Origin of the sequence: Rhizobium sp. SJZ105 (assembly GCF_007828365.1) — a bacterium.
In the GTDB taxonomy this organism is placed as follows: domain Bacteria; phylum Pseudomonadota; class Alphaproteobacteria; order Rhizobiales; family Rhizobiaceae; genus Agrobacterium; species Agrobacterium tumefaciens.
On the sequence record NZ_VIUP01000004.1, the window covers coordinates 265093 to 291666 of the forward strand.

The 26574-nt window shown below is 59.1% G+C and carries 26 protein-coding genes; 23 read left to right on the forward strand and 3 right to left on the reverse strand.

What is annotated here, in order from left to right:
- Window positions 1–44 precede the first annotated feature (44 nt).
- Genes FB593_RS16125 through FB593_RS16135 form a run of 3 tightly spaced genes read left to right on the forward strand, consistent with a single transcriptional unit; the run spans window position 45 to window position 1440 of the window.
- Window positions 45–338 carry a YciI-like protein gene (locus tag FB593_RS16125; protein ID WP_003516711.1) on the forward strand — a complete coding sequence of 98 codons (294 nt, stop codon included), beginning with the start codon at window positions 45–47 and terminating at the stop codon, window positions 336–338.
- A gap of 6 nt (window positions 339–344) precedes the next feature.
- Window positions 345–788, forward strand: a complete 444-nt coding sequence (locus tag FB593_RS16130; protein ID WP_003516712.1) for an EVE domain-containing protein — start codon at window positions 345–347, stop codon at window positions 786–788.
- Window positions 789–795: 7 nt separating this feature from the next.
- The gene (locus FB593_RS16135; protein WP_003516713.1) at window positions 796–1440 is read left to right on the forward strand and encodes a class I SAM-dependent methyltransferase; all 645 of its coding nucleotides are present in this window, start codon (window positions 796–798) and stop codon (window positions 1438–1440) included.
- A gap of 5 nt (window positions 1441–1445) precedes the next feature.
- Here the strand turns inward: FB593_RS16135 and FB593_RS16140 are convergent, their stop codons facing one another.
- Window positions 1446–1814 (reverse strand): hypothetical protein, encoded by a 369-nt coding sequence (locus tag FB593_RS16140; RefSeq protein WP_019566047.1) that lies wholly within the window; start codon window positions 1812–1814, stop codon window positions 1446–1448.
- A 306-nt stretch (window positions 1815–2120) separates the two neighbouring features.
- Here FB593_RS16140 and sdhC point away from each other — a divergent pair, with 306 nt between their 5' ends.
- The 16 genes from sdhC (at window position 2121) to FB593_RS16220 (ending at window position 19274) form a co-directional block, all read left to right on the forward strand.
- A complete protein-coding gene (gene sdhC, locus FB593_RS16145; RefSeq protein ID WP_013636889.1) occupies window positions 2121–2513 on the forward strand; it encodes a succinate dehydrogenase, cytochrome b556 subunit in 393 nt (130 codons plus the stop codon).
- Between the two features lie 14 nt (window positions 2514–2527).
- Window positions 2528–2908: a succinate dehydrogenase, hydrophobic membrane anchor protein gene (gene sdhD / locus FB593_RS16150; protein WP_003516716.1), complete on the forward strand. Its 381-nt coding sequence runs from the start codon at window positions 2528–2530 to the stop codon at window positions 2906–2908.
- Window positions 2909–2915: 7 nt separating this feature from the next.
- Window positions 2916–4757 (forward strand): succinate dehydrogenase flavoprotein subunit, encoded by a 1842-nt coding sequence (sdhA, locus tag FB593_RS16155; RefSeq protein ID WP_013636888.1) that lies wholly within the window; start codon window positions 2916–2918, stop codon window positions 4755–4757.
- A 15-nt stretch (window positions 4758–4772) separates the two neighbouring features.
- A complete protein-coding gene (locus FB593_RS16160; RefSeq protein WP_003516718.1) occupies window positions 4773–5552 on the forward strand; it encodes a succinate dehydrogenase iron-sulfur subunit in 780 nt (259 codons plus the stop codon).
- 205 nt (window positions 5553–5757) lie between these two features.
- Entirely contained in the window at window positions 5758–6300 is a 543-nt protein-coding gene (locus tag FB593_RS16165; protein ID WP_003516719.1) for a protease inhibitor Inh/omp19 family protein, read from the forward strand.
- A gap of 87 nt (window positions 6301–6387) precedes the next feature.
- Entirely contained in the window at window positions 6388–7551 is a 1164-nt protein-coding gene (gene zapE, locus FB593_RS16170) for a cell division protein ZapE (protein WP_145166748.1), read from the forward strand.
- Between the two features lie 176 nt (window positions 7552–7727).
- On the forward strand, window positions 7728–8690 hold the full coding sequence (mdh, locus tag FB593_RS16175; RefSeq protein ID WP_003516723.1) for a malate dehydrogenase: 963 nt from the start codon (window positions 7728–7730) through the stop codon (window positions 8688–8690).
- Window positions 8691–8821: 131 nt separating this feature from the next.
- Window positions 8822–10015, forward strand: a complete 1194-nt coding sequence (gene sucC / locus FB593_RS16180) for an ADP-forming succinate--CoA ligase subunit beta (RefSeq protein ID WP_003516725.1) — start codon at window positions 8822–8824, stop codon at window positions 10013–10015.
- A 17-nt stretch (window positions 10016–10032) separates the two neighbouring features.
- Window positions 10033–10935 carry a succinate--CoA ligase subunit alpha gene (gene sucD, locus FB593_RS16185; protein ID WP_025594552.1) on the forward strand — a complete coding sequence of 301 codons (903 nt, stop codon included), beginning with the start codon at window positions 10033–10035 and terminating at the stop codon, window positions 10933–10935.
- 176 nt (window positions 10936–11111) lie between these two features.
- On the forward strand, window positions 11112–14108 hold the full coding sequence (locus tag FB593_RS16190; RefSeq protein ID WP_003516728.1) for a 2-oxoglutarate dehydrogenase E1 component: 2997 nt from the start codon (window positions 11112–11114) through the stop codon (window positions 14106–14108).
- A gap of 53 nt (window positions 14109–14161) precedes the next feature.
- Window positions 14162–15394, forward strand: a complete 1233-nt coding sequence (odhB, locus tag FB593_RS16195) for a 2-oxoglutarate dehydrogenase complex dihydrolipoyllysine-residue succinyltransferase (protein WP_019566052.1) — start codon at window positions 14162–14164, stop codon at window positions 15392–15394.
- A 68-nt stretch (window positions 15395–15462) separates the two neighbouring features.
- Complete coding sequence (locus FB593_RS16200) at window positions 15463–15876, forward strand: MAPEG family protein (protein WP_003516731.1); 414 nt, start codon at window positions 15463–15465, stop codon at window positions 15874–15876.
- A 14-nt stretch (window positions 15877–15890) separates the two neighbouring features.
- Window positions 15891–16535: a LysE family translocator gene (locus FB593_RS16205; RefSeq protein ID WP_019566053.1), complete on the forward strand. Its 645-nt coding sequence runs from the start codon at window positions 15891–15893 to the stop codon at window positions 16533–16535.
- A 64-nt stretch (window positions 16536–16599) separates the two neighbouring features.
- Window positions 16600–18006, forward strand: coding sequence for a dihydrolipoyl dehydrogenase (gene lpdA / locus FB593_RS16210; RefSeq protein ID WP_019566054.1), 1407 nt, complete (start codon window positions 16600–16602; stop codon window positions 18004–18006).
- 112 nt (window positions 18007–18118) lie between these two features.
- A complete protein-coding gene (locus FB593_RS16215) occupies window positions 18119–18619 on the forward strand; it encodes a cytochrome b (RefSeq protein WP_019566055.1) in 501 nt (166 codons plus the stop codon).
- Between the two features lie 166 nt (window positions 18620–18785).
- Window positions 18786–19274, forward strand: a complete 489-nt coding sequence (locus tag FB593_RS16220; protein ID WP_026330903.1) for a DUF2867 domain-containing protein — start codon at window positions 18786–18788, stop codon at window positions 19272–19274.
- Here the strand turns inward: FB593_RS16220 and FB593_RS16225 are convergent.
- On the reverse strand, window positions 19258–20352 hold the full coding sequence (locus FB593_RS16225) for a TraB/GumN family protein (protein WP_019566057.1): 1095 nt from the start codon (window positions 20350–20352) through the stop codon (window positions 19258–19260). The genes FB593_RS16220 and FB593_RS16225 overlap by 17 nt on opposite strands.
- 80 nt (window positions 20353–20432) lie before the next feature.
- A complete protein-coding gene (locus FB593_RS16230) occupies window positions 20433–21380 on the reverse strand; it encodes a tyrosine recombinase XerC (protein WP_019566058.1) in 948 nt (315 codons plus the stop codon).
- 144 nt (window positions 21381–21524) lie between these two features.
- Here FB593_RS16230 and FB593_RS16235 point away from each other — a divergent pair, with 144 nt between their 5' ends.
- The 4 genes from FB593_RS16235 to atpA all read left to right on the forward strand — a co-directional run bounded on the left by FB593_RS16235 (window position 21525) and on the right by atpA (window position 26562).
- Window positions 21525–23741, forward strand: a complete 2217-nt coding sequence (locus FB593_RS16235) for a primosomal protein N' (RefSeq protein WP_003516742.1) — start codon at window positions 21525–21527, stop codon at window positions 23739–23741.
- Window positions 23742–23818: 77 nt separating this feature from the next.
- Window positions 23819–24205: a phage infection protein gene (locus FB593_RS16240; protein ID WP_003516743.1), complete on the forward strand. Its 387-nt coding sequence runs from the start codon at window positions 23819–23821 to the stop codon at window positions 24203–24205.
- Between the two features lie 261 nt (window positions 24206–24466).
- Window positions 24467–25033: a F0F1 ATP synthase subunit delta gene (locus tag FB593_RS16245; protein ID WP_173739219.1), complete on the forward strand. Its 567-nt coding sequence runs from the start codon at window positions 24467–24469 to the stop codon at window positions 25031–25033.
- Entirely contained in the window at window positions 25033–26562 is a 1530-nt protein-coding gene (gene atpA, locus FB593_RS16250; protein ID WP_003516747.1) for a F0F1 ATP synthase subunit alpha, read from the forward strand. Before FB593_RS16245 ends, atpA begins: the two co-directional genes overlap by 1 nt.
- Window positions 26563–26574: the final 12 nt, after the last annotated feature.

Genomic DNA, 26574 nt, shown 5'->3' on the forward strand with positions numbered 1-26574 from the left:
ACCGCTTACACTTTTGGGAGACATGCGCCAGCGAGGAGACGAAAATGCTGTTTGCCTTTATCTGCAAGGACAAGCCCGGCCATCTGAACGTGCGCATGGACACGCGCCCGGCTCATCTGGAGCACCTGAACAAATTGAACGCCGAAGGCACGCTGAAGATTGCCGGACCGTTTCTGGATGCCGAAGGCAAGCCGAATGGCAGCCTTGTCATCGTGGAAGCTGCCGACATCGATGCGGCCAAGGCCCTTGCCGATGCCGATCCCTATGCAAAGGCCGGCCTGTTCGAAAGCGTGGATGTGAAGCCCTATAACTGGGTCTTCAACAATCCGGGGGCGTGACCGGCCATGGCGAATTACTGGCTTTACAAGTCTGAGCCGTTCAAATGGTCCTGGGAAATGCAGAAGGCCAAGGGCGAGGCCGGCGAAGAATGGACCGGCGTGCGCAATTATCAGGCCCGCAACAACATGCGCGCCATGAAAATCGGCGACAAGGGTTTTTTCTACCACTCGAATGAAGGGCTTGATGTCGTCGGCATCGTGGAAGTCTGCGCCCTTTCACACCCGGATTCGACCGCAGAGGGCGATCTGAAGTGGGATTGCGTGGATATCCGCGCCGTTTGCGACATGCCGAAACCTGTTTCGCTGAAGGATGTGAAGGCCAATCCGAAACTCGAAAAGATGTCGCTGGTCACCTCCATGCGGCTTTCGGTGCAGCCGGTGACGGAAGAGGAATATCTCGAAGTCTGCCGCATGGGTGGCCTTTCCAATCCACCGAAATCTCCGGACTGAGCTTTCGGTGAGGACCGATCCCGAACGCTTCATTCTCGACAATACCGGCATCATGCATCCACCACATGTGCCGGAATTGCGCCTTCATCTTGCGACCGAAGCGCATGAGCTGTGGCTGAAGACGGAGGAGGAGTTGGAGGAGATCGGCCTGCCGCCGCCATTCTGGGCTTTCGCCTGGGCTGGTGGACAGGGACTTGCCCGCTACGTTCTCGATCATCCTGAAAGTGTCTCCGGCAAGCGTGTGCTGGATTTCGCCAGCGGTTCCGGACTGGTCGCCATTGCCGCCGTAAAGGCGGGCGCCGCGGCTGTTGTCGCCGCCGATATCGATCCGTGGACGGAAACGGCCATTCGGCTGAATGCGGCTCTCAATGGTGTGGCCATCGATTTTACCGGCCGCAATCTGGTTGGGACGCCGGTTGAGGCGGATGTTCTGCTGGCCGGCGACGTGTTTTATGATCGCGCCTTTGCCGATCTCCTCGTGCCTTGGTTTCTGGAACTGGCGGATAGAGGCGTGACCGTGCTCGTCGGCGATCCGGGGCGGGCCTACCTGCCCAAACAGCGCCTTTACGCCGAGGCAACCTATCAGGTGCCGGTGACGCGGGCTCTGGAAGACAGTGAAGTCAAAAAAACCACCGTCTGGCGTTTTGTCTGATTATATCAGGGCCTGATGATGCAGACGCCGTGCTGGTAATCGCAGGCGTCGCCTGTCGTTTCGGCGCGGACGTTGATGATTTTCGCCTTCGGTGCCAGCTGCGCGCCCATATTGACGGTTGCGCCTTGTCGCGAAAGCCCACCATTGATCGCGAAATAATTGCCGTTCCCACGGACTCTCAAGGCGGATATTCCACCCACATAAGTGCCGCCGGAAAGCGTGGAGGGCAGTCCGTCCGTGGAGAAGCTCAATTGTGACTGACGATGCTGATAATGGTGGCGACTATAAAAATCACCTGCCGCAGCAGGAGGCAGTGCCGTGAAAATAATCCCTGCAGTCATCACCGCCAGAGCTGCGATTCGACGCTGTAACATGAGCCTCATTCTCCGGATTTTTTTGGTTAACGAATAGTAAATTACATGATTTCGAAATTACGTAAAGGTAAATATTTTGAAGGCGTAAATCTTGGAAATGCTCGTTTTTTTATTTTCGAGCAAAAAAATTCCAAAAAAAATTCGTGAACCAATCGATTAAATTGGAATCGGTCATGAAATGTGCTTGTCGTGATGCTCCCATGTGATTAAACGTCGCGGTTGGTGCAATGCACATTCTTTCGTCATGTGCTGTTGCTTGGGGGCGCCCGATCTGACGGGTGCACGGGAAAACGCCGCGAGGTTCTGATGGCGAACGTGACAAATAACCGGCCTCTGTCGCCGCATCTTCAAATTTACAAGCCGATTCCGACGATGGTCGCATCCATCGTGCACCGCATCACGGGTGCGGCGCTTTATTTCGGAACGCTTCTTGTCGCCTGGTGGCTTATTGCACTTGCTTCCGGCCCTGCCTATTACGACTGGGTCAGCTGGGCAATGGGTACGATCATCGGCAAGCTTATCCTGATCGGATATACCTGGGCTCTCGTTCACCACATGCTGGGCGGCCTTCGCCACTTCATGTGGGATCTCGGCCATGGCTTCGAGAAGAATTTCAACACGAAACTCGCCAAGGCGACCTTTGTAGCGTCGATCTGTCTGACCGCGCTGATCTGGGTCATCGCCCTGATCGTGCGCTAAGGAGATAGCCTGTCATGGATATGCGTACACCTCTCGGAAAGGTTCGTGGCCTCGGCTCCGCCAAGGAAGGCACCGACCATTTCTGGCGCCAGCGCCTTACGGCCGTCGCCAACGTGCCCTTGCTGATCTTCTTCGTGGTCTTTCTCATCAAATATGCCGGCGCTCCCTATCCGGAAGTTGCGGCGGCGCTTTCCAACCCTCTCGTTGCGGTCATCATGGGTCTGGTGCTGGTTTCCGGCCTCATTCACATGAAGCTCGGCATGCAGGTCATCATCGAAGACTACGTTCACGGCGAGGTTTCGAAGCTCGTTCTTCTGATGCTCAATACGTTTTTCGCGGTTCTCATTGGCGGTCTTTGCATCTTCGCCATTCTGAAAATCGCATTCGCAGGATAAATCGGCCATGGCATCGATCAGTTCACCTTCCCAGAATGGCAAGGCTTACACCTACGTCGATCACTCCTATGACGTGATCGTGGTGGGCGCCGGCGGCGCGGGTCTGCGCGCAACGCTCGGCATGGCGGAACAGGGGTTCCGCACGGCCTGCATCACCAAGGTTTTCCCGACGCGCTCCCACACGGTCGCGGCGCAGGGCGGTATCGCCGCTTCTCTCACCAACATGACGCCCGACTGTTGGCAGTGGCACCTTTACGACACCGTAAAAGGCTCCGACTGGCTGGGCGACGTCGACGCGATGCAATATCTCGCCATGGAAGCGCCAAAGGCGGTCTATGAGCTGGAGCATTACGGCGTGCCCTTCTCGCGTAATGCCGAAGGCAAGATCTACCAGCGCCCGTTTGGCGGCCATATGCAGAACTATGGCGAAGGCCCGCCGGTGCAGCGCACCTGTGCCGCTGCCGACCGTACCGGCCACGCCATTCTGCACACGCTTTACGGCCAGTCGCTGCGCAACAATGCGGAATTCTTCATCGAATATTTCGCGCTCGACCTCATTATGGCGCCCGATGGTCGCTGCACGGGCGTCGTGGCGTGGAACCTCGATGACGGCACGATCCATCGCTTCTCCGCCAAGATGGTGGTGCTGGCGACCGGTGGTTACGGCCGCGCCTATTTCTCGGCAACGTCTGCCCATACCTGCACCGGCGACGGCGGCGGTATGATTGCACGTGCCGGCCTGCCGCTTCAGGATATGGAATTCGTTCAGTTCCACCCGACCGGCATTTACGGCGCGGGCTGCCTGATCACCGAAGGCGCGCGCGGCGAGGGCGGTTATCTCGTCAACTCCGAAGGCGAGCGCTTCATGGAGCGTTATGCTCCTTCGGCGAAGGACCTTGCTTCGCGTGACGTGGTGTCTCGCTGCATGACCATGGAAATCCGCGAGGGTCGTGGCGTCGGCAAGAACAAGGACCACATCTTCCTGCATCTCGATCACCTTGATCCGGCGATCCTGCACGAGCGTCTTCCGGGCATTTCCGAAAGCGCCAAGATTTTCGCCGGCGTTGACGTGACGCGCGAGCCGATCCCGGTCCTGCCGACCGTTCACTACAATATGGGCGGCATTCCGACCAACTATTGGGGCGAAGTGCTGAACGCCAACGCCGAGAACCCGGAACGCATCGCTCCCGGCCTGATGGCCGTTGGCGAAGCCGGTTGCGCCTCGGTTCACGGCGCGAACCGTCTCGGCTCCAACTCGCTGATCGACCTTGTGGTCTTCGGCCGCGCTGCCGCCATCCGTGCAGCCCAGGTCATCGACCGCGATGCGCCGGTTCCGGCTCTCGACACGGCTGCCTGCGACAAGATCATGGATCGCTTCGACAGCCTGCGTTATGCCAACGGCTCGACGCCGACGGCGGTGCTGCGTGACAAGATGCAGCGCGCCATGCAGGACGATGCCGCCGTATTCCGCACACAGGAATCGCTGGAAAGCGGTTGCCAGCGCATTTCCGCCATCTGGAAGGAACTGCCTGACGTCAAGGTTACCGACCGGTCGATGGTCTGGAACTCCGATCTGGTGGAAACGCTCGAGCTGCACAATCTGATGGCCAACGCGATCACCACGGTCTATGGCGCGGAAGCGCGCAAGGAAAGCCGCGGTTCGCATGCCCGCGAGGATTTCGTCGATGGTCCGTTCGGCGGTCGCGACGACGTGAACTGGCGCAAGCACACGCTTGCCTGGGTCAGCCCTGAAGGTGATGTCAAGCTCGACTACCGCCCTGTTCACACCGACCTGATCGCCGACGGCATCGATCCGAAAAAGATCGAGCCGAAGGCTCGCGTCTACTGATTTGAGGAACTGGATATGGTTGAACTCGCTCTCCCCAAGAATTCCCAGATCAGCGAAGGCAAAGTCTGGCCGAAGCCGGATGGTGCCAAGAACGTTCGCGAATACCGGATCTATCGCTGGAACCCGGATGATGGCCAGAACCCGCGCATCGATACCTATTATATCGATATCGACGATTGCGGGCCGATGGTTCTCGATGCGCTGCTGTACATCAAGAACAATATCGACCCGACGCTGACGCTGCGCCGCTCCTGCCGTGAAGGCATTTGCGGTTCCTGCGCTATGAACATCGACGGCACCAACACGCTCGCCTGCACCAAGGGCATGGAAGAGATCAAGGGAACGGTGAAGGTCTATCCGCTGCCGCATATGCCAGTGGTGAAGGATCTCGTTCCGGACCTGTCGAACTTCTACGCGCAGCACCGCTCCATCGAGCCGTGGCTGAAGACGGTTTCGCCGACGCCTGCCAAGGAATGGAAGCAGAGCCATGAGGACCGCCTGAAGCTCGACGGTCTCTACGAGTGCATTCTGTGCGCCTGCTGCTCCACTTCCTGTCCCAGCTACTGGTGGAACGGCGACCGTTACCTCGGCCCCGCCGTTCTGCTGCAAGCCTATCGCTGGCTGATCGACAGCCGCGACGAAGCGACCGGCGAACGTCTTGATGATCTCGAAGATCCGTTCCGTCTTTATCGCTGCCACACCATCATGAACTGCGCGCAGGCTTGCCCGAAGGGTCTCAACCCGGCCAAGGCGATCGCGGAAATCAAGAAGATGATGGTCGAGCGTCGCGTCTGAAGACGATTCGTTTGGACAGAAAATCTATCGGGCCGCGGTTTGGACCGCGGCCCTTTTTTACAACCGGGCGCGGGAAATTTCGGTAAAAATCGACCGAAATGGTAATTATCCCAGCCATCGCTTGCGCAAGATAAGGCTTTGGTAATAATTCAGCCTTCTTGTTTGATCATGGTCTTTCCGGAAGCGAGAGAATCGGGAGCTTGATATGCAATTCAGATATGTGGTGACGGGTCTTGCGGTTGTAATGAGCCTGGCCGGTTGCCAACGTACCTCCTACGATTACAACAACAACACCAGCAACAATCCCGGTTATACGCCGCCGTTGCAGGCACAGCCGGTTCCCTCCGTTCAGTCTGGCGCCCTGCCGCCACCCGGTGGTGCTTCCGGCAGTCAGTTCCCGTCAGCACCCGCTTCTGCGACGCCTGGCGGCACTGATATGGCGTCTGCCGCTCCGCCGACAACGGCGCTTGATGTCACCAAGGAATCCATGGTTGGCAACTGGCGCGTTTCCAATGGCGGCGCCAATTGCGACATGTTCCTGACGCTTACCAATCTCGGCAGCGGTTCTCGTGGCGGCACGCGTGGCTGCTCCGGCGAACTCACGGCGATGGGGTCATGGGAAGTGTCCGGCAAGATGGTCCTCTTCAAGAACCGTTCCGGCGATACGATCGGCCGCGTCTACAAGAGCGCCGATGCGCGTTTTGACGGCACGACGAATAGCGGCCAGCCGCTGAGCCTCAGCCGATAGAGCATCTCCGGTGCATCCGGATCGCCTCGCCTGTTTCAAGCCATTCCATTCGTCGCGGGCGTCCGTCCGCGACCGGGGCGCTTTTCCATGAAGCCATTGCCTGACTACAACCATAGTGTCGTTGAACAACTCAACGCATTGACGGCAGCTGGCACCTTGCAGGCGGATGCCGCACAACGCGGCGTTGCGGCCCACCTCGACCGTATCCTTGCCGATTTGAAAGCGCGCAAACCCGCCAGGAAAAAAAGCGCACTCGGCTGGATGTTTGCTCGCAAGGCTGGCCCGGCCGCCTTCGTCAAGGGACTGTATGTCCATGGCAGCGTTGGCCGCGGCAAGACGATGCTGATGGACATGTTCTACGAGATGGCGCCCGTCTCTTCCAAACGGCGCTGCCATTTTCACGAATTCATGGCTGATGTCCATAATCGCGTGCACGCGCATCGGCAGAAGCTCAAGAATGGCGAAACCAAGCAGGCCGATCCCATTCCTCCAGTGGCAGCCCAGCTTCTGGCGGAAGCGGAGCTTCTTTGCTTCGATGAGTTCACCGTCACAGATATTGCCGATGCGATGATCCTCGCCCGGCTGTTCAGCGAGCTTTTTGCCAATGGCTGCACATTGGTAACAACGTCCAATGTTGTGCCCGACAATCTTTACAAGGACGGTCTTAATCGCGGCCTGTTTCTGCCCTTCATCGATTTGCTGAAGAAGCATGTGGAAGTGGTGACGCTGGACAGTCCCACCGATTACCGCATGGAAAAGCTGGAAAGCCTGCCGGTCTATGTCACGCCACTCGATGGTGCGGCGGATCAGGCGATGGATATGGCCTGGCGGCACATGACCGGCGGCCATCTTGTCGCGCCGACTGAAATACCGATGAAGGGCCGCTCCATTCTGGTGCCGCGCGCCAGCGGCCGTGTGGCCCGCTTTTCCTTCTCCGACCTTTGCGAAAAGCCGCTCGGCGCTTCTGATTTTCTCGCGATAGCCAATCGTTTCGATACAGTCTTCATCGACCACATCCCGTTTCTCAATGCCGACAAACGGAACGAAACCAAGCGTTTTATCATTCTCATAGACGCGCTGTACGATCACAGCGTCCGCCTCTTCGCCTCCGCTGCGGCCATGCCCGAAGACCTGCTCGGCAAGCGCAAGGGCACCGAAGGTTTCGAGTTCGATCGCACCGCCTCGCGCCTGTTTGAGATGCGCAGTGCAGATTATCTGGTGCTCCACCATGAAAAACGGCAGAAAGTTTGACACTTTCGTGACGCATTCTCTTACGTTTACGTAAGAAAATAATGATCTAAACGATTGAAAATATTCATGCCAAAAGAATCTGTTGCCAATTTTGGTCAATGGGGCTAATCGAAGTGCGACAATTTGGCTGCCGGTGGCGTGGTGAAATTGAATTGAAGCTCTAGAGGAAGCATTCGATGGCTCGCAAAAAGATTGCACTTATTGGTTCTGGCATGATCGGCGGCACGCTGGCGCATCTCGCCAGCCTGAAGGAACTGGGCGATATCGTCCTCTTCGATATTGCCGACGGCATCCCGCAGGGCAAAGGTCTGGATATTGCCCAGTCCGGACCGGTTGAAGGTTTCAATGCCAAGCTCACTGGCGCGTCCGACTACGCTGCCATCGAAGGCGCTGATGTCTGCATCGTCACCGCAGGCGTCGCCCGCAAGCCCGGCATGAGCCGCGACGATCTTCTCGGCATCAATCTCAAGGTCATGGAGCAGGTCGGCGCCGGCATCAAGAAATATGCCCCGAACGCTTTCGTCATCTGCATCACCAACCCGCTGGACGCCATGGTCTGGGCGCTTCAGAAGTTCTCCGGTCTTCCGAAGAACAAGGTCGTCGGCATGGCCGGCGTTCTCGACAGCGCTCGCTTCCGCCTGTTCCTCGCCGAAGAGTTCAACGTTTCGGTTCAGGACGTAACGGCATTCGTTCTCGGCGGCCACGGCGATACGATGGTGCCTTTGGCGCGTTACTCCACCGTTGGCGGCATTCCGCTGACCGATCTCGTCAAGATGGGCTGGCTCACCGCCGAGCGTCTCGAAGAGATCATCCAGCGCACCCGCGACGGCGGTGCGGAAATCGTCGGCCTGCTGAAGACCGGCTCGGCCTATTACGCGCCCGCCGCTTCGGCGATCGAAATGGCTGAATCCTACCTCAAGGACAAGAAGCGCGTTCTGCCCGCCGCTGCCCATCTGTCGGGCCAGTACGGCGTGGACGATATGTATGTCGGCGTGCCCACCATCATCGGCGCCGGTGGTATCGAGCGCATCATCGAGATCGAGCTGAACAAGGATGAAGAAGCCGCCTTCCAGAAGTCCGTCGGCGCTGTTGCCGGTCTTTGCGAAGCCTGCATCAACATCGCTCCGTCGCTGAAGTAATAGCCTGACGCATCGGCGCAAAACCGGATTGGATTTTTGCAAGGCACGATGCGTAGATTCAACAGCTTGAAGCGCCCTGCGTCAGATAAGGATGCAGGGCGCTTCAAGCGGCTCCAAACAGGGATTATTCCATGAATATTCACGAATATCAGGCCAAGGCTCTTCTGAAGGGCTATGGTGCGCCGGTCGCTGAAGGCGTCGCCATCCTCAAGGTCGAAGAAGCCGAAGCTGCCGCAAAGCAGCTTCCCGGCCCGCTCTACGTCGTCAAGAGCCAGATTCACGCTGGCGGCCGCGGCAAGGGCAAGTTCAAGGAACTCGGCCCCGACGCCAAGGGTGGCGTTCGTCTCGCAAAGACGATCGAAGAAGTCGTTTCCCACTCGAAGGATATGCTGGGCAACACGCTGGTAACGGCGCAGACGGGCGATGCCGGCAAGCAGGTCAACCGCCTTTACATCGAAGACGGTGCGGATATCGCTCGCGAGCTTTACTGCTCGCTGCTGGTCGATCGCTCGGTCGGTCGCGTTGCTTTCGTGGTTTCCACCGAAGGCGGCATGGATATCGAAGCTGTTGCCCACGACACGCCAGAGAAGATCCACACCATCGCCATCGACCCGGAAAAGGGTGTGAGCGACGCTGACGTTGCTGCGATCTCCAAGGCGCTCGAGCTTGAGGGTGTTGCTGCGGAAGACGCCAAGGCGCTGTTCCCGATCCTCTACAAGGCCTTCAACGAGAAGGACATGGCTCTCCTCGAGGTTAACCCGCTGATCGTCATGGAAAACGGTCATCTGCGCGTTCTCGACGCCAAGATGTCCTTCGACGGCAACGCGCTGTTCCGCCATGACGACGTCAAGGCGCTGCGCGATGAGACCGAAGAAGACGCCAAGGAAATCGAAGCCTCCAAGTGGGACCTCGCTTACGTTGCGCTCGATGGCAACATCGGCTGCATGGTCAATGGTGCCGGTCTCGCCATGGCGACGATGGACATCATCAAGCTTTACGGCAAGGAGCCGGCAAACTTCTGTGACGTCGGCGGCGGCGCCGGCAAGGAGAAGGTTGCTGCAGCTTTCAAGATCATCACTGCTGACCCGAAGGTCGAGGGTATCCTCGTCAACATCTTCGGCGGCATCATGAAGTGCGACGTCATCGCCGAAGGTGTTATCGCCGCGGTGAAGGAAGTCGGTTTGCAGGTTCCGCTCGTTGTTCGCCTCGAAGGCACCAACGTCGAACTTGGCAAGAAGCTCCTGAACGAATCGGGCCTTGCGATTACGGCTGCTGACGACCTGGACGACGCAGCCAAGAAGATCGTCGCGGCGATCAACGGCTAATTGAGGGACCGGAAATAATGTCTATTCTTGTTAATAAAGACACCAAGATCCTCGTTCAGGGTCTGACCGGCAAGACCGGTACCTTCCACACCGAACAGGCGCTTGCTTATTACGGCACGCAGATGGTCGGTGGTATTCACCCGAAGAAGGGTGGCGAAACCTGGACCGGCTCCAAGGGCGAAAGCCTGCCGATCTTCGCAACGGTCGCCGAAGCCAAGGAAAAGACCGGTGCAGACGCATCCGTGATCTATGTTCCGCCGGCAGGTGCAGCCGACGCCATCATCGAAGCCATCGAGGCTGAGATCCCCTTCATCACCTGCATCACCGAAGGTATTCCGGTGATGGACATGGTGCGCGTCAAGGCTCGCCTCGACCGTTCTAACTCGCGCCTGCTCGGCCCCAACTGCCCGGGCATCATGACGCCTGAAGAATGCAAGATCGGCATCATGCCGGGCTCGATTTTCCGCAAGGGTTCGGTCGGTATCGTTTCGCGCTCCGGCACGCTGACCTATGAAGCCGTATTCCAGACATCCAACGAAGGCCTCGGCCAGACGACGGCTGTCGGCATCGGCGGCGACCCGGTCAAGGGCACCGAGTTCATCGACGTGCTGGAAATGTTCCTGGCCGACGAAGACACGCAGTCGATCATCATGATCGGCGAAATCGGCGGTTCGGCTGAAGAAGATGCGGCACAGTTCCTGATCGACGAAGCCAAGAAGGGCCGCAAGAAGCCGATGGCTGGCTTTATCGCGGGCCGTACGGCTCCGAAGGGCCGCACCATGGGCCACGCCGGCGCTGTCGTTTCCGGCGGCAAGGGCGATGCGGAATCGAAGATCGCGGCAATGGAAGCTGCAGGCATCAAGGTATCGCCTTCCCCGGCGCGCCTCGGCAAGACGCTGGTTGAAGTCCTCAAGGGCTGAGACCACATGAGACCGGTAACGGGCGGTGCGGCTTTAACGCCACGCTGCCCGAAGCCGCAAAGAACGACAGACAGACGGCATACCGCTCCGGCGGCAGACAGCAATAATCAAGCGGCAGGCCGATAAACGGCCCTAACGGCATCGAGGAGGCGGACGGACAAGTCCGCAAGAACACAATGGCAAGGCAAGAAGCGAACGAGCAGTTTCAGATCACGTCGTTTCTGGACGGCGCGAATGCAGCCTATATCGAGCAGCTCTATGCCCGGTACGAAGAGGATCCCTCTTCCGTGTCGCCGGAGTGGCAGAGCTTCTTCAAGGCGTTGTCCGACAATCCGGAAGACGTGAAGAAGGCAGCCAAGGGCGCCTCCTGGAAGCGCGCCAACTGGCCGATCCCGGCAAACGGCGACCTGGTATCCGCGCTTGATGGCAACTGGGCTACGGTCGAGAAGGCCATCGAGAAGAAGGTTCAGGCGAAGGCCGAGGCCAAGAGCGCCGATACCGGCAAGGCCGTCAGCCCAGCCGAAGTGCTTCAGGCGACCCGTGACAGCGTCCGCGCCATCATGATGATCCGCGCCTACCGCATGCGTGGCCATCTGCACGCCAAGCTCGACCCGCTCGGCATCGCCAGCGCCGTTGAGGACTATAACGAGCTTTCGCCGAAGTCCTATGGCTTCGAGGAAAGCGACTACGACCGCAAGATTTTCATCGATAACGTCCTCGGTCTCGAATACGCGACCGTGCGCGAAATGGTCGATATTCTCGAGCGCACCTATTGCTCGACGCTCGGCGTCGAATTCATGCATATGTCCAACCCGGAAGAAAAGGGCTGGATCCAGGAACGCATCGAAGGTCCGGACAAGGGTGTGGACTTCACGCCGGAAGGCAAGAAGGCCATTCTGTCCAAGCTCGTCGAAGCCGAAGGCTACGAGCAGTTCCTCGACGTGCGTTTCAAGGGCACCAAGCGTTTCGGCCTCGATGGTGGTGAATCGCTGATCCCGGCACTTGAGCAGATCATCAAGCGCGGCGGCCAGGACGGTCTGGAAGAAGTCGTGCTCGGCATGGCTCACCGCGGCCGCCTGAACGTTCTGACCAACGTGATGGGCAAGCCGCACCGCGCCGTGTTCCACGAGTTCAAGGGCGGTTCGTTCAAGCCTGATGACGTCGAAGGTTCCGGTGACGTGAAGTACCATCTCGGTGCCTCCTCAGACCGCGAATTCGACGGCAACAAGGTTCACCTCTCGCTGACGGCAAACCCGTCGCACCTTGAAATCGTCAACCCTGTCGTCATGGGCAAGGCCCGCGCCAAGCAGGACCAGCTTGCCAAGACATGGGACGGCGACATCATTCCGCTGTCGGAACGCGCCAAGGTGCTGCCGCTCCTGTTGCACGGCGATGCCGCTTTTGCGGGTCAGGGCGTGGTTGCCGAAATTCTCGGCCTCTCCGGCCTGCGCGGTCACCGCGTTGCCGGTACCATGCACTTCATCATCAACAACCAGATCGGCTTCACGACGAACCCGGCCTTCTCGCGCTCGTCGCCCTATCCGTCCGACGTTGCCAAGATGATCGAGGCGCCGATCTTCCACGTTAACGGTGATGATCCGGAAGCGGTGGTTTATGCGGCAAAGGTTGCAACCGAATACCGCATGAAGTTCCATAAGCCTGTCGTCATCGACATGTTCTGTTACCGTCGCTTCGGCCATAACGAAGGCGACGAGCCTGCGTTCACGCAGCCGAAGATGTATAAGGTCATCCGTGGCCACAAGACTGTCGCCCGCATCTATGCTGACCGCCTGATTGCGGAAGGCCTGATCACCGAAGGCGATTTCGAGAAGATCAAGGCCGATTGGCGCGCCCATCTCGAGCAGGAGTTCGAGGCAGGCCAGTCCTACAAGCCGAACAAGGCCGACTGGCTGGATGGTCAGTGGTCCGGCCTGCGCGCCGCCGACAATGCCGATGAGCAGCGTCGTGGCAAGACCGGCGTGCCGATGAAGCAGCTGAAGGAAATCGGCAAGAAGCTGTCGACCATTCCGGAAGGCTTCAGCGCACACCGCACGATCCAGCGCTTCATGGAAAACCGTGCTCAGATGGTCGAGACCGGCGAGGGGCTGGACTGGGCGATGGCTGAGGCTCTGGCCTTCGGTTCGCTGGTCGTAGACGGCCACAAGATCCGTCTGTCCGGTCAGGATTGCGAACGCGGCACCTTCTCGCAGCGCCACTCGGTTCTCTATGATCAGGAGACAGAAGAGCGTTACATCCCGCTTGCCAATCTTTCGCCGACGCAGGCCCGTTACGAAGTCATCAACTCGATGCTTTCGGAAGAAGCGGTTCTCGGTTTCGAATATGGCTATTCGCTTGCCCGCCCGAACGCACTGACGCTCTGGGAAGCCCAGTTCGGCGACTTCGCCAACGGCGCCCAGGTGGTGTTCGACCAGTTCATCTCTTCGGGTGAACGCAAGTGGCTGCGCATGTCCGGTCTCGTCTGCCTCCTGCCGCATGGTTATGAAGGTCAGGGTCCGGAACATTCGTCAGCCCGTCTGGAACGGTGGTTGCAGATGTGCGCCGAAGACAACATGCAGGTTGCCAACGTCACGACGCCGGCTAACTACTTCCATATCCTGCGCCGCCAGATGAAGCGTGACTTCCGCAAGCCGCTCATCCTGATGACGCCGAAGTCCCTGCTGCGTCACAAGCGCGCCACCTCGTCGCTTGCGGAGCTTGCAGGAGAGTCCTCCTTCCACCGTCTCCTGTGGGACGATGCGGAGGTCATCAAGGATGGTCCGATCAAGCTGCAGAAGGATTCGAAGATCCGCCGCGTCGTCATGTGCACAGGCAAGGTCTATTACGATCTGCTCGAGGAGCGTGAAAAGCGCGGTATCGACGACATCTACCTGCTGCGTGTCGAACAGCTCTATCCGTTCCCGGCCAAGGCGCTCATCAACGAGCTTTCCCGTTTCCGTAACGCGGAAATGGTCTGGTGCCAGGAAGAGCCGAAGAACATGGGTGCGTGGTCGTTCATCGATCCTTACCTTGAATGGGTTCTGGCGCATATCGACGCCAAGTACCAGAAGGTCCGTTACACGGGCCGTCCGGCTGCCGCCTCTCCGGCGACCGGCCTGATGTCCAAGCATCTGGCGCAGCTTGCTGCGTTCCTGGAAGACGCGCTGGGAGAGTGAGAACTCTCCCGCATCGCCCCGCAAAAAAGACACCCGAATAACGGAACTAGATCATGGCCACTGAAATCCGCGTACCAACCCTCGGCGAATCCGTCAGCGAAGCGACCGTCGGCACCTGGTTCAAGAAGGTCGGCGATACCGTCAAGGCCGACGAACCTCTCGTTGAACTCGAAACCGACAAGGTTACCGTCGAAGTTCCGGCGCCCGCCTCCGGCGTGCTGACCGAAATCGTCGTGCAGAACGGCGAAACCGTCGGTCTCGACGCCCTTCTCGGCCAGATCGCCGAAGGTGCTGCCGGCGCTGCAACTTCTGCACCCGCAGCAAAGCCTGCTGCGCCTGCTGCTGCACCGGCACCTGCCGCAGCCGTGGCCGCCGCTCCGGCTGGCAGCGCCATGCCGCCGGCACCTGCCGCCGGCAAGCTGCTCGCTGAAAACAACCTTTCCGCCGATCAGGTCGACGGTTCGGGCAAGCGTGGCCAGGTTCTGAAGGGCGACGTTCTCGCCGCTGTTGCCAAGGGTGTTTCGGCACCTGCCGCCGCTCCGGTCGCTGCTGCTGCTCCCCGTCCGGTTTCGGCCGAGCAGGATCAGGTTCGCGAAGAGCGCGTCAAGATGACCCGCCTGCGCCAGACGATCGCACGTCGCCTCAAGGATGCACAGAACACGGCCGCCATGCTGACCACCTATAACGAGGTGGACATGAGCGCCGTCATGGATCTGCGCAACCGCTACAAGGACGTTTTCGAGAAGAAGCACGGCGTCAAACTCGGCTTTATGGGCTTCTTCACCAAGGCCGTGACCCACGCGCTGAAGGAACTGCCCGCCGTCAACGCTGAAATCGACGGCACGGACATCATCTACAAGAACTATTGTCACGTCGGCATGGCTGTCGGCACCGACAAGGGTCTCGTCGTTCCGGTCATTCGCGATGCCGACCAGCTCTCCATCGCTGGTGTCGAAAAGGAACTCGGCCGTCTCGCCAAGGCAGCGCGCGACGGTTCGCTCGGCATGGCCGACATGCAGGGCGGCACCTTCACCATCACCAATGGCGGCGTCTACGGCTCGCTGATGTCCTCGCCGATCCTCAATGCGCCGCAGTCGGGCATCCTCGGCATGCACAAGATCCAGGAGCGTCCGGTCGCCATCGGCGGTCAGGTTGTCATCCGTCCGATGATGTATCTTGCGCTCTCCTACGATCACCGTATCGTTGACGGCAAGGAAGCCGTGACCTTCCTCGTTCGCGTCAAGGAAAGCCTCGAAGATCCGGAACGTCTGGTTCTCGATCTCTGATCGGTCTTGCTTTTCGTTTCAGCGGGGTTTCAAGTCGATCCCGCTGAAATGCCATCAGGAGAGCGAAAGTGCAGCCGACATTTCTTGCCGCGTCACCCTTTTTGCCGCTGATCGGGCTCAGCGTCCTGCTGCTGGCCGCCCACATTGCGCTGCAGGGAATGACGGCAACGCGTGAATTCGGGCTGGACTGGAATGCCGGTCCGCGGGATGCTGAAAAGAAGCCGGAGGGCAGGGTTGCCGGACGCGCCGCGCGTGCCTCGGCGAATTTTCGCGAGACCTATCCCGCTTTCATCGCGCTCGCCTTCGGTGTCATCATGGCTGGCGATCCGTCCGGGCTGGCCTTCACCGGCGCTTTGATCTGGCTGATCTGCCGGGTGGTCTATATTCCACTTTATCTCGCTGGTGTGCCCTATATCCGCTCGCTGGTCTGGCTCGGTTCGATGCTCGGTCTTGGGCTGATGCTTTTCGTGTTGATGTTTTAGAGGTTGATTTTCCCATGCATCAGTATCTGATCGAACTTGCATCCCTGATGGCGATCTTCTTTTTCGCGATCGTTTCTCCCGGCGCCGATCTGGCGATGGTCATGCGTCAGGCCATGGTGCATGGGCGCAAGCAGGCCATCATCACCAGCTTCGGTGTTGGCACATCCCTGATGTTCCACGTCACCTATACGATCCTTGGACTTGGTCTCATCATTTCCCAGTCGATCTATCTCTTCAACATCGTCAAGTGGTTGGGTGTTGCCTATCTGATCTATATCGGCATCAGGGCGCTGCGCGCAGGCAAGACCGAATTGCCGGCTGCGGAAGGCGAAGATGGTGTTCGGGCAAGAAGCGGCCAGACTGCATTGAAGGCGTTCACGCTCGGTTTTGCCGCCAACGCGCTCAACCCCAAACCGGTGTTTTTCTTCCTGTCGATCTTTTCGACGGTGGTTCACGCGCATACGCCTGTTGGCATCAAGTTCGGATATGGGCTCGTCATGGCAAGCTGCCTTATCCTGTGGTTCGTCGGCGTCAGCCTGTTCATGACGACGCCTCGCATGCGCGCAGCTTTTCAGCGCGCCAGCCAATGGATCGACCGCACCAGTGGCGTGGTCTTCATCGCTCTCGGTATAAAACTCGCAACGGAAAAAGCGGCCTGAGTTTCAGGTCAAACGGAAGCAGGGCGGTTAAAAATCCTGCCCGCAATCAATCAGGAACAGAAACATGGCATATGATGTAGTGGTAATCGGTACGGGTCCCGGCGGTTATGTTTGCGCGGTCAAGGCGGCACAGCTTGGCTTGAAGGTCGCAGTGATCGAAAAGCGCGCGACCTATGGCGGCACCTGCCTCAATGTCGGCTGCATTCCTTCCAAGGCATTGCTGCACGCTTCCGAAACCTTCGCGCATGTGGCCCATGGCGTTGATACGCTTGGTATCGAAGTCGCCGCTCCGAAGCTGAACCTCGAGAAGATGATGGGGCACAAGGACAGCGTGGTGAAAGCCAATGTCGACGGCGTTGCCTTCCTGTTCAAGAAGAACAAGATCGATGCCTTCCAGGGCACGGGCAAGGTTGTATCCGCCGGCAAGGTCTCCGTCACCAACGACAAGGGCGAGAGCCAGGAAATCGAAGCCAAGAACATCGTCATCGCCACCGGTTCTGATGTTGCTGGTATTCCCGGCGTCCAGGTGGATATCGATGAAAGCGTCATCGTTTCCTCCACCGGCGCGATTGCGCTCTCCAAGGTTCCGGAAAAGCTCATCGTGGTGGGCGGCGGTGTCATCGGCCTCGAGCTTGGTTCGGTCTGGTCGCGTCTTGGCGCGAAGGTCACCGTCGTCGAATATCTCGACACCATTCTCGGCGGCATGGATAGCGAAGTCTCCAAGCAGGCTCAGCGTCTGCTCGCCAAGCAGGGTCTCGATTTCAAGCTCGGTGCCAAGGTGACGGGCGTTGAAAAGACGGGAACCGGCGCAAAGGTGGTGTTCGAGCCGGTCAAGGGTGGCGCGGCTGAAACGCTGGAAGCCAACGTTGTGCTGATCTCCACCGGTCGCAAGCCCTACACCGAGGGTCTCGGTCTTGCGGAAGCCGGTGTCGTGCTGGACAGCCGCGGCCGTGTCGAAATCGACGGCCACTTCAAGACCAATGTGGATGGCATCTACGCCATCGGCGACGTGGTGAAGGGCCCGATGCTGGCACATAAGGCGGAAGACGAGGGCGTCGCTCTTGCGGAAATTCTCGCCGGCCAGCGCGGCCATGTGAACTACGATGTCATTCCGGCCGTGGTCTATACGCAGCCGGAAGTCGCTTCCGTCGGCAAGACGGAAGAAGAACTGAAGGCCGCTGGTGTCGCCTACAAGGTCGGCAAGTTCCCCTTCACCGCCAATGGTCGCGCCCGCGCCATGCAGGTGACTGATGGGTTCGTGAAGATCCTCGCTGACAAGGAAACCGACCGGGTTCTCGGCGGCCATATCGTTGGTTTCGGCGCTGGCGAAATGATCCACGAGATCACCGTGCTAATGGAATTCGGTGGTTCCTCGGAAGATCTCGGCCGTACCTGCCATGCGCATCCGACCATGTCGGAAGCGGTGAAGGAAGCGGCGCTGGCAACTTTCTTCAAGCCGATCCATATGTGATTTTAGCCAATATTAAATTTCAGCCATAAAGCGAACCCCGGCTTGCAATGCAGGCCGGGGTTCAGCATATTTGCGCCATAGCCTGTCTAACCTTTTGATAAAAGGCAATAAAATGGCGTCCTCCACTCAATTTTCCTTCTCCGTTCCGCAGCGTATCCTTCACTGGACGATGGCGCTTCTGATCTTTTTCAACCTTCTGTTTCCAGATGGCATGGCCCATGCGTATCGGTTGATGCGGCGGGGTGAAACGCTGACGCCGGAACAGATCTCCTCGGCCAATATTCACGCGTATGTCGGCTTTGCCGTCCTGTCCCTTGCGGTTCTGCGCCTCTGTCTGCGGTTTTTCCAGGGGGTGCCGCCGCATCCCGCCAATGAACCGCGCGCTTCTCAAATCGCCGCGAAGGTCGCGCATTTCACCTTTTACGCGCTGTTTTTTGCCCTGCCATTGTCGGGCATTGCGGCCTATTATTTCGGCGCGCGAGTAGCAGGAGAATTGCATTCCGGGCCGTTCAAGGGGCTGATGTGGGTGTTGATCGCCGGCCACGTCGCCGCAGTTCTGGTTCACCAGTTCTATTGGCGCACCAATGTTTTGAAGCGTATGACGCACGGCTAAAGCACTACGCTTTTCCAAAAGCGAAAACGCTCTATCTCTCTGTCTCTTCGTATTTTCTGAAGCTAAACCCGCTCGAATTGCCATTAGCGGCGGTTTGTCACGTTCCCGGATGATCGGAAATAGTGATGATGAGCCTCGCCACACAAGGCGGCAATGAGGTTATGGGATGCGGGATAGCGAAGACATATTGCCGGGCGCGGACTGGCGGGATTGCTTTGAAGGAGAGATGGTGACGGCCGCATCGAGTTCACTCGACGTGAGCAGACTTCTCCTCGATCATCCTCCGGCATGGATCAGCGGCCTTATGGCGCTTCGAAACCGTCTCGTATCGCTTTTTGGTCTCAGAACGGTCGAGCTGGCGGCGGGTACTTCGGCGGGCGGATTTCCCGTGCTGTCGTCTACTTCGGACCGGACCGTGCTCGGCTTTGACGACAACCATCTCGATTTCCGTATCGTCGTCGATGTGGAACAGGAGCTTGGTCGGCAGATCGTGAAGGTCACGACTATCGTCCGGCGCAAGAACCTGTTCGGGCGTCTCTATCTTTTCGTCGTCGGGCCGTTTCATCGTCGCATCGTGCCGGCGACGATGCGGCCGTTTTGCGCCAATGTCCGCCCCGTCAAGACCGGAGACGAGTTTATCAGTCGACCCGTGTGAGGGTAAAGCCCTGCGCACGCAGGAGTTCAATTACGCCTTCTTCGCCCGGCAGGTGCAAAGCGCCGACGGCCATGAAGACATTGCCTTTGGCAAGCTCAGGGGCCGATCGCTCCGCCATGACGTGGTTGCGATCGGTGATGATGCGTTGCTCGAAGGCGGCGTAGCCCTGGTCATTTTCAGACGCTTTCTTGGGATCGATGCTCTTCAGCATGGGCATGGTCATGCCGATATCACCGCTGACATAAAGATCGGTCATGGTCGTCATAATGTCGTCCATGCGGTCGCCCAATTCGAGCGTTTCGATCAGCGCCTGCAGATGAAATTCCATTGGCAGCTCAGACATGGCCGCAAGCTGCTCCACCATGGTCTCCAGCCCGACAAGATGCTTTCCGTCCGCGACTGCATCTTCAGCGAGCTTCTTATCCAGGAAAGACAGGCCAGTGGCCTTGCGGGCAAATTCGCAGGCGGGAAGGGCGACGAAACTCGACAGCATCCATGGCTTCATGCGCGAAACGGCACTCAGCGGAATGCCGCGCTCCTTAAGACCCTTTTCAAGGCGTGCGACATTTTCGGGTGACAGGATGTCGGTGATCGACTTGCCGTCCATAAACATGGTGAGGTCGGGTCTTGTCAGCAGCGATGCCGCAATTTTCTTGTCATCGACGATTTCGTCCGATTCCACGATGACCGTCGCGGCTTTTTCAAACGCGGGTGTTGCGGCGGCTGGCATGCCAAGAACGCGTGGATCGGTGACGTGCATGGTGCCGAGAAGAAAGGACGGCGCCGTTCCAGCTTTTTCGATGCGCCAGAAGTTGCCCTTGCCGTTCGGGATAGCTGCCGCTTCCTGTTCGATCTTCGCGAAGCCCTGCGGGTCGCTCTTGCGCATCTCCACGAGAATATCGCTGCCCGTGCAGCTTATCTCCTGTTCGGCGGCTTGCGCCTCACCCAACGATAGCAACGTTGCGAAGAGGATTGCGACAGCAGTGACGTGCAGCGCGGCGAGCAACCAGAGCAGGGTGTCGCCGGTCTTGCCCATCAGGGTGGCGGTGAGATTTTGTGGCTTTATCAGGCTTTGCATAGGTACTATCCGGTTCTAGTCCACTTATAGAACGGCGGCTTGGACGTCTGATTAATGACTATGGTTAAGCATTTCCTGCTTCATGCGCGCGGGTGGGCATTATCGTAGATTTCCAGCAATCTTGCGGTATCGACGCCGGTATAGATCTGCGTGGTGGAGAGGCTGGCATGGCCGAGCAGTTCCTGAATGGTGCGCAGGTCGCCGCCGCCGGCCAGTAGATGGGTGGCGAAGGAGTGGCGCAGCGCATGCGGTGTGGCGTTTTCCGGCAGGCCGAAAGCGCCACGCAACTTCTGCATCTCGCGCTGGATGATGGCAGGTTGCAGCTTGCCGCCGCGCGCGCCGAGGAATAGCGGCTGGTCGGCAGCCAGATGATAGGGGCAGAGCTTTTTGTAGGCCTCAACCGCTTCCGTTACCACCGCCAGCAAAGGCACCACCCGGGTCTTGTTGCCTTTGCCGGTGATGCGAAGGCTGCGGGCGTCGGGCGTGAAATCGGCCGGAGCCAGCCCGAGCGCCTCGGAGATGCGAAGACCGCAGCCATAAAGAAGCGAGAGAACCGCAGCGTTACGGGCGGCAATCCACGGCTCTTCATTCAATTGCGCCTCGGTGGTGGTTATTTTCAGCGCCTGCCGGTCCGTCAGCGGTTTCGGCAGAGATTTCGGCTGTTTCGGCGAGCGCATGGCGGTGGCCCCGGCCGCATTCACCAGACCTTTCTTTTGCAGATAGTGGAGAAAGGAACGCAGGCCCGCCAGATGCCGCCCCAGCGAGCGTGCGCCGGCGCCTTCCCTGCGACGACTGGCCAGAAAGGCGCGAAGATCGACCGGGCGCAGATCGGCGATATCGGCGATTGAAGCTGACTTGCCGATGTAACCGGTGAGGAATGTCAAAAACTGGCGAGTGTCGCGCTCGTAGGCCTCGACGGTATTGTCCGCAAGGCGGCGTTCACCGGCAATCGCGGCAAGCCAGGATTGGCGCTCGTTCAAGAGATCGGGTGTGGCAAAAGTCAGAATTTCGGTCACGGGGCGCTCCATTCCTCTCCCAACGCTATGCCCTTATGGTCAGTATTTGGTTAAGGCTTGCGCCTGGGCTTCGCATCTGGCGTGGACTTTACCGGGGTCAGCCATTACATCCGGGCGGTTTCCTTTTTCATTCCGCCGGGGCATGTTCGCCACATCATGGCAAAAGATTCGTCCGATCTGTTTGGGGCTCTGTTCGACCCGCCGTCGCTCACGCGCACGGTGCCCGTTCTCGTGCCGATGCCGGCGCCGGGACCCTACAGTTATGCCGTGCCTGACGATATGGTGGTGGAGACCGGCTCCATCGTTCAGGTGCCGCTTGGACCACGGCAGGTCTTCGGCGTGGTGTGGGACGATGCAGGAGAGAAGAGCGTCGATCCGAAAAAGCTGCGGCCCATCACCAAGAGTTTCGAGTGCCCGCCGCTGAAAGCGGAAATGCGGCGCTTCATCGACTGGGTTGCCGCCTACACGCTTTCTCCGCCCGGCCTTGTGGCGCGCATGGCCCTACGCGCGCCCGCCGCCTTCGATCCCGAGCCTATGATCGAGGGGCTGCGGCTGACCGAAGGCAGGCCGGAGCGGCTTACTCCCGCCCGCGAGAGAGTGATGGAACTGGCGGCCGAGGGCCATGGCTGGACGAAGAGTGGCCTTGCCCATGCCGCCGGCGTTTCTACCAGCGTTGTCGATGGTCTGGTCAAGCAGGGCGTATTCGAGACGGTTTTTCTGCCCGCGCCGCCCGTTGTGGCCGAGCCTGATCCCGACTATGCCGAGCCGCGACTGGAAGGCCCGCAGAAACAGGCGGCATCGGAAATTCTCGAGGATGTGCGCAAGGGTGGTTTCCATGTTTCACTGATTGATGGTGTGACCGGCTCCGGCAAAACCGAGGTCTATTTCGAGGCGGTGGCGGAAACGCTGCGACAAGGCAAGCAGGTCCTCATCCTGTTGCCGGAAATCGCGCTGACGGCGGCCTTCCTGGATCGCTTTCACGACCGCTTCGGCGCCAAGCCGGCGGAATGGCATTCTGACCTGTCGCCGCGCATGCGCGAAAAGGTCTGGCGACAGGCGGTGACGGGTGAGGTGAAGGTGGTGGCCGGCGCGCGCTCGGCGCTGTTCCTTCCCTTCGACAATCTCGGCCTCATTATCGTCGATGAGGAGCATGACCCGGCCTACAAGCAGGAAGACCGCGTCTTTTACAATGCCCGCGACATGGCGGTCGTCAGAGCCCGGATCGGGGATTTCCCGGTGGTGCTGGTCTCCGCCACGCCGTCAGTGGAAAGCCAGGTCAACGGCAGTTCTGGCCGCTATAACACCATCCATCTGCATACGCGCTTCGGCGATGCGGCGATGCCCGATCTGCATCTGATCGATATGCGTCGCCATCCGCCGGAAAGGGGAGGGTTTCTTTCGCCGGTTCTCCTGCGCGGCATCGGCAAAACCATCGAAAAGGGCGAGCAGTCCCTGCTCTTTCTCAATCGTCGCGGTTACGCGCCGCTGACGCTCTGCCGGGTCTGCGGTCACCGTTTCCAGTGCCCGCAATGTTCGAGCTGGCTGGTGGAGCACCGGTTCCGCAATCAACTGCAATGCCACCAGTGCGGTCACAACGAGCCGACGCCGGACCATTGCCCGGAATGCGGCACCTTCGATCATCTGGTGGCCTGCGGGCCGGGGGTAGAGCGGATCGCCGAGGAGGTGGAGAAACATTTTCCCGAGGCCCGCACCATCGTGCTCTCCTCTGACCTGATGGGCGTCAAGCGGCTGCGTCTGGAGCTGGAGGCGATCGTCAAGGGAGAGGCGGACATCGTCATCGGCACGCAGCTGGTTGCCAAGGGGCACAACTTCCCCCTTATGACGCTTGTCGGTATTGTCGACGCCGATCTCGGGCTTGCCAATGGCGATCCGCGCGCAGCGGAGCGAACGTTCCAACTGCTCTCGCAGGTGACCGGTCGCGCCGGGCGAACCGGGCTGAAAAGCCACGGCCTGTTGCAAACCTACCAGCCGCAACACCCTGTCATGCAGGCAATCGTGTCCGGCGATGCATCTGCCTTTTACGAAAGGGAGATCGTGGAGCGGGAAAAAGCCGTTCTTCCGCCTTTCGGACGGCTTGCCTCAATCATCGTTTCCGCCGATACGCGTGCGGAGGCCGAAACCCATGCGCGGGGTTTAAGGGCGGCAGCACCGCAGGTTACGGGCATCATGCTGCTCGGCCCGGCGGAAGCGCCGCTGGCGCTTATCCGTGGCCGGCATCGTTTTCGCCTGCTGGTGCATGGGCGGCGCAATTCCGACATGCAATCCTTCCTTCGAACGCTTCTGGCCAATGGCCCGAAGGAACGGGGCAGCGTGCATGTGCAGCTCGATATCGATCCGCAAAGTTTCCTTTGAACTTTATCAATGGGGACGTTTTCCCGCTGTCATGACCGTGTCATAACGCAGCAGGCAAAAATGATTTGGGGAACGAGATGGAGTTTTATTTTCCCGCCGAATTCGGCGAGCAGCTGGCCTTCGGCGCTGCGGTGGTGTCGGTCGTGATCGGCCTCTTTTTCATGTTTGCACCAGGCGCTACTCTGCGTGCCTTCGGTCTGCAGGCGATCGGCGAGCGCCGGGATGGTTACGCGCTTGTGCGCTCGTCGCTTGCCGGTTTTTATCTCGGCCTCGGTGCTTCCGCCCTGCTTCTGGCGCAGCCCATGGTCTATCTCGCCTTCGGTGCGGCTTTCGGTCTAAGCGTGTTCGGCGGCATTCTCTCCATTCTCTCGGATGGAGGCGCAACAGTGCGGAATTTCATACTTCTGGTTGTACACCTTCTGTTGTCTGCACTGTCGTTGAGCTACGTGTTCGGACTGGTCTGAGACGGGCTTTTTGGCTTTTGTGCCGCACCTGCGGCGCATCCTGGGCGGAATCGGAAAATTTAAACGCATTCCCCCTTGCCCAAACGGCGCTTTCCGCTATTACGCGTGTTGCGAGTCCCGGCGTCCTATGCTAGACGGACCGCGAAATTGGGAAAAGGCAGGGGGGAATTCCGGTCTTTTTCGGGGAAATTGAAACGATTTCAAGAATTTGATGCGGAGGATCCCCCTCGCTGATGTTCTTGGACGATTAGCAGGGAAAAAGTGCCCGTGGCAGATACCTCCCATGGAACATCCGGTGTAGCCGAAAGGTATGCATCGTCGCTTTTCGAGCTTGCTTTGGAAGCGGGTGCGGTCGAGGCAGTTGGAGCCGATCTGGACAGGTTCGGCGCACTTCTCGATGGAAGTGACGATTTGAAGCGTCTGGTTGCGAGCCCGGTGTTTTCCGCCGAGGATCAGTTCAAGGCAATCACCGCAATCTGCGAGAAGGCCGGTCTTGCCGGTCTTGCTGTCAATTTCCTCAAGGTCGTTGCGAATAACCGCCGTCTGTTTGCCGTTCCCGGCATGATCCGCGCCTATCGCTCCATTGCTGCTGCCCATCGCGGCGAAATTACCGCCGAGGTCACCTCGGCACATGCGCTCGACGAAGCGCAAGAAACTGAACTGAAGGCGGCGCTGAAGAGCGTTACCGGCAAGGATGTGACGGTTTCCGTTACCGTTGATCCTTCGATCCTCGGTGGCCTGATCGTCAAGGTTGGTTCTCGCCAGATCGATACGTCTCTTCGCACCAAACTTTCCACCCTTAAGCTTGCACTGAAAGAGGTTGGCTGATGGATATCCGCGCCGCGGAAATTTCCGCAATTCTGAAAGATCAAATCAAAAATTTCGGCAACGAGGCGGAAGTCTCGGAAGTCGGTCAGGTGCTTTCCGTCGGTGACGGTATCGCCCGCGTCTATGGTCTCGACAATGTTCAGGCCGGCGAAATGGTCGAGTTTCCTGGCGGCGTTCGCGGCATGGCGCTCAACCTCGAAGCCGACAACGTCGGTGTGGTTATCTTCGGTTCCGACCGTGCCATCAAGGAAGGCGACACCGTAAAGCGGACTGGCGCTATCGTTGACGTTCCGGTTGGCCCGGAGCTGCTCGGCCGCGTCGTTGACGCCCTTGGCAACCCGATCGACGGGAAAGGCCCGATCAACGCCGCCAAGCGTTCGCGCGTTGACGTCAAGGCTCCCGGCATCATTCCGCGTAAGTCGGTTCATGAGCCGATGTCGACCGGCCTCAAGGCTATCGACGCCCTCATCCCGGTTGGCCGCGGCCAGCGCGAGCTCGTCATCGGCGACCGCCAGACCGGCAAGACCGCGATCATTCTCGACGCGATCCTGAACCAGAAGGCCATTCACGACAATGGTCCGGAAGGCGACAAGCTTTATTGCGTCTACGTCGCTATCGGTCAGAAGCGTTCGACCGTTGCCCAGTTCGTAAAGGTTCTGGAAGAGCGCGGCGCCCTGCAGTATTCGATCATCATTGCTGCCACGGCTTCCGACCCGGCTCCGATGCAGTATCTGGCACCGTTTGCCGGTTGCGCCATGGGCGAATACTTCCGTGATAACGGCAAGCACGCCCTCATCGGTTATGACGACCTTTCCAAGCAGGCCGTTGCTTACCGTCAGATGTCGCTTCTGCTGCGCCGTCCTCCGGGCCGCGAAGCTTATCCGGGCGACGTGTTCTACCTTCACTCCCGTCTTCTGGAGCGCGCTGCAAAGCTCTCCGACGAAATGGGTGCTGGCTCTTTGACGGCTCTGCCTGTCATCGAAACCCAGGGCAACGACGTTTCGGCCTTCATTCCGACCAACGTGATCTCGATCACCGACGGCCAGATCTTCCTTGAAACCGACCTGTTCTACCAGGGTATCCGTCCGGCCGTTAACGTCGGCCTGTCGGTTTCGCGCGTTGGCTCTGCCGCCCAGATCAAGGCGATGAAGCAGGTCGCCGGTTCGATCAAGGGTGAACTTGCCCAGTATCGCGAAATGGCCGCCTTCGCCCAGTTCGGCTCGGACCTTGACGCTTCCACGCAGCGCCTGCTTAACCGCGGTGCCCGCCTGACCGAGCTTCTGAAGCAGCCGCAGTTCTCTCCGCTCAAGACGGAAGAGCAGGTCGCGGTGATCTTCGCCGGTGTCAACGGTTATCTCGACAAGATCCCGGTCGCGCAGGTCGGCAAGTTCGAGCAGGGTCTGCTCTCCTACCTCCGCTCGGAAGGCAAGGCGATCCTCGACACCATCCGCACGGAAAAGGCAATCAGCGACGATACCAAGAGCAAGCTCAAGGGCGCTCTCGATAGCTTCGCGAAGTCTTTCTCGTAATTAGGGCTCTTT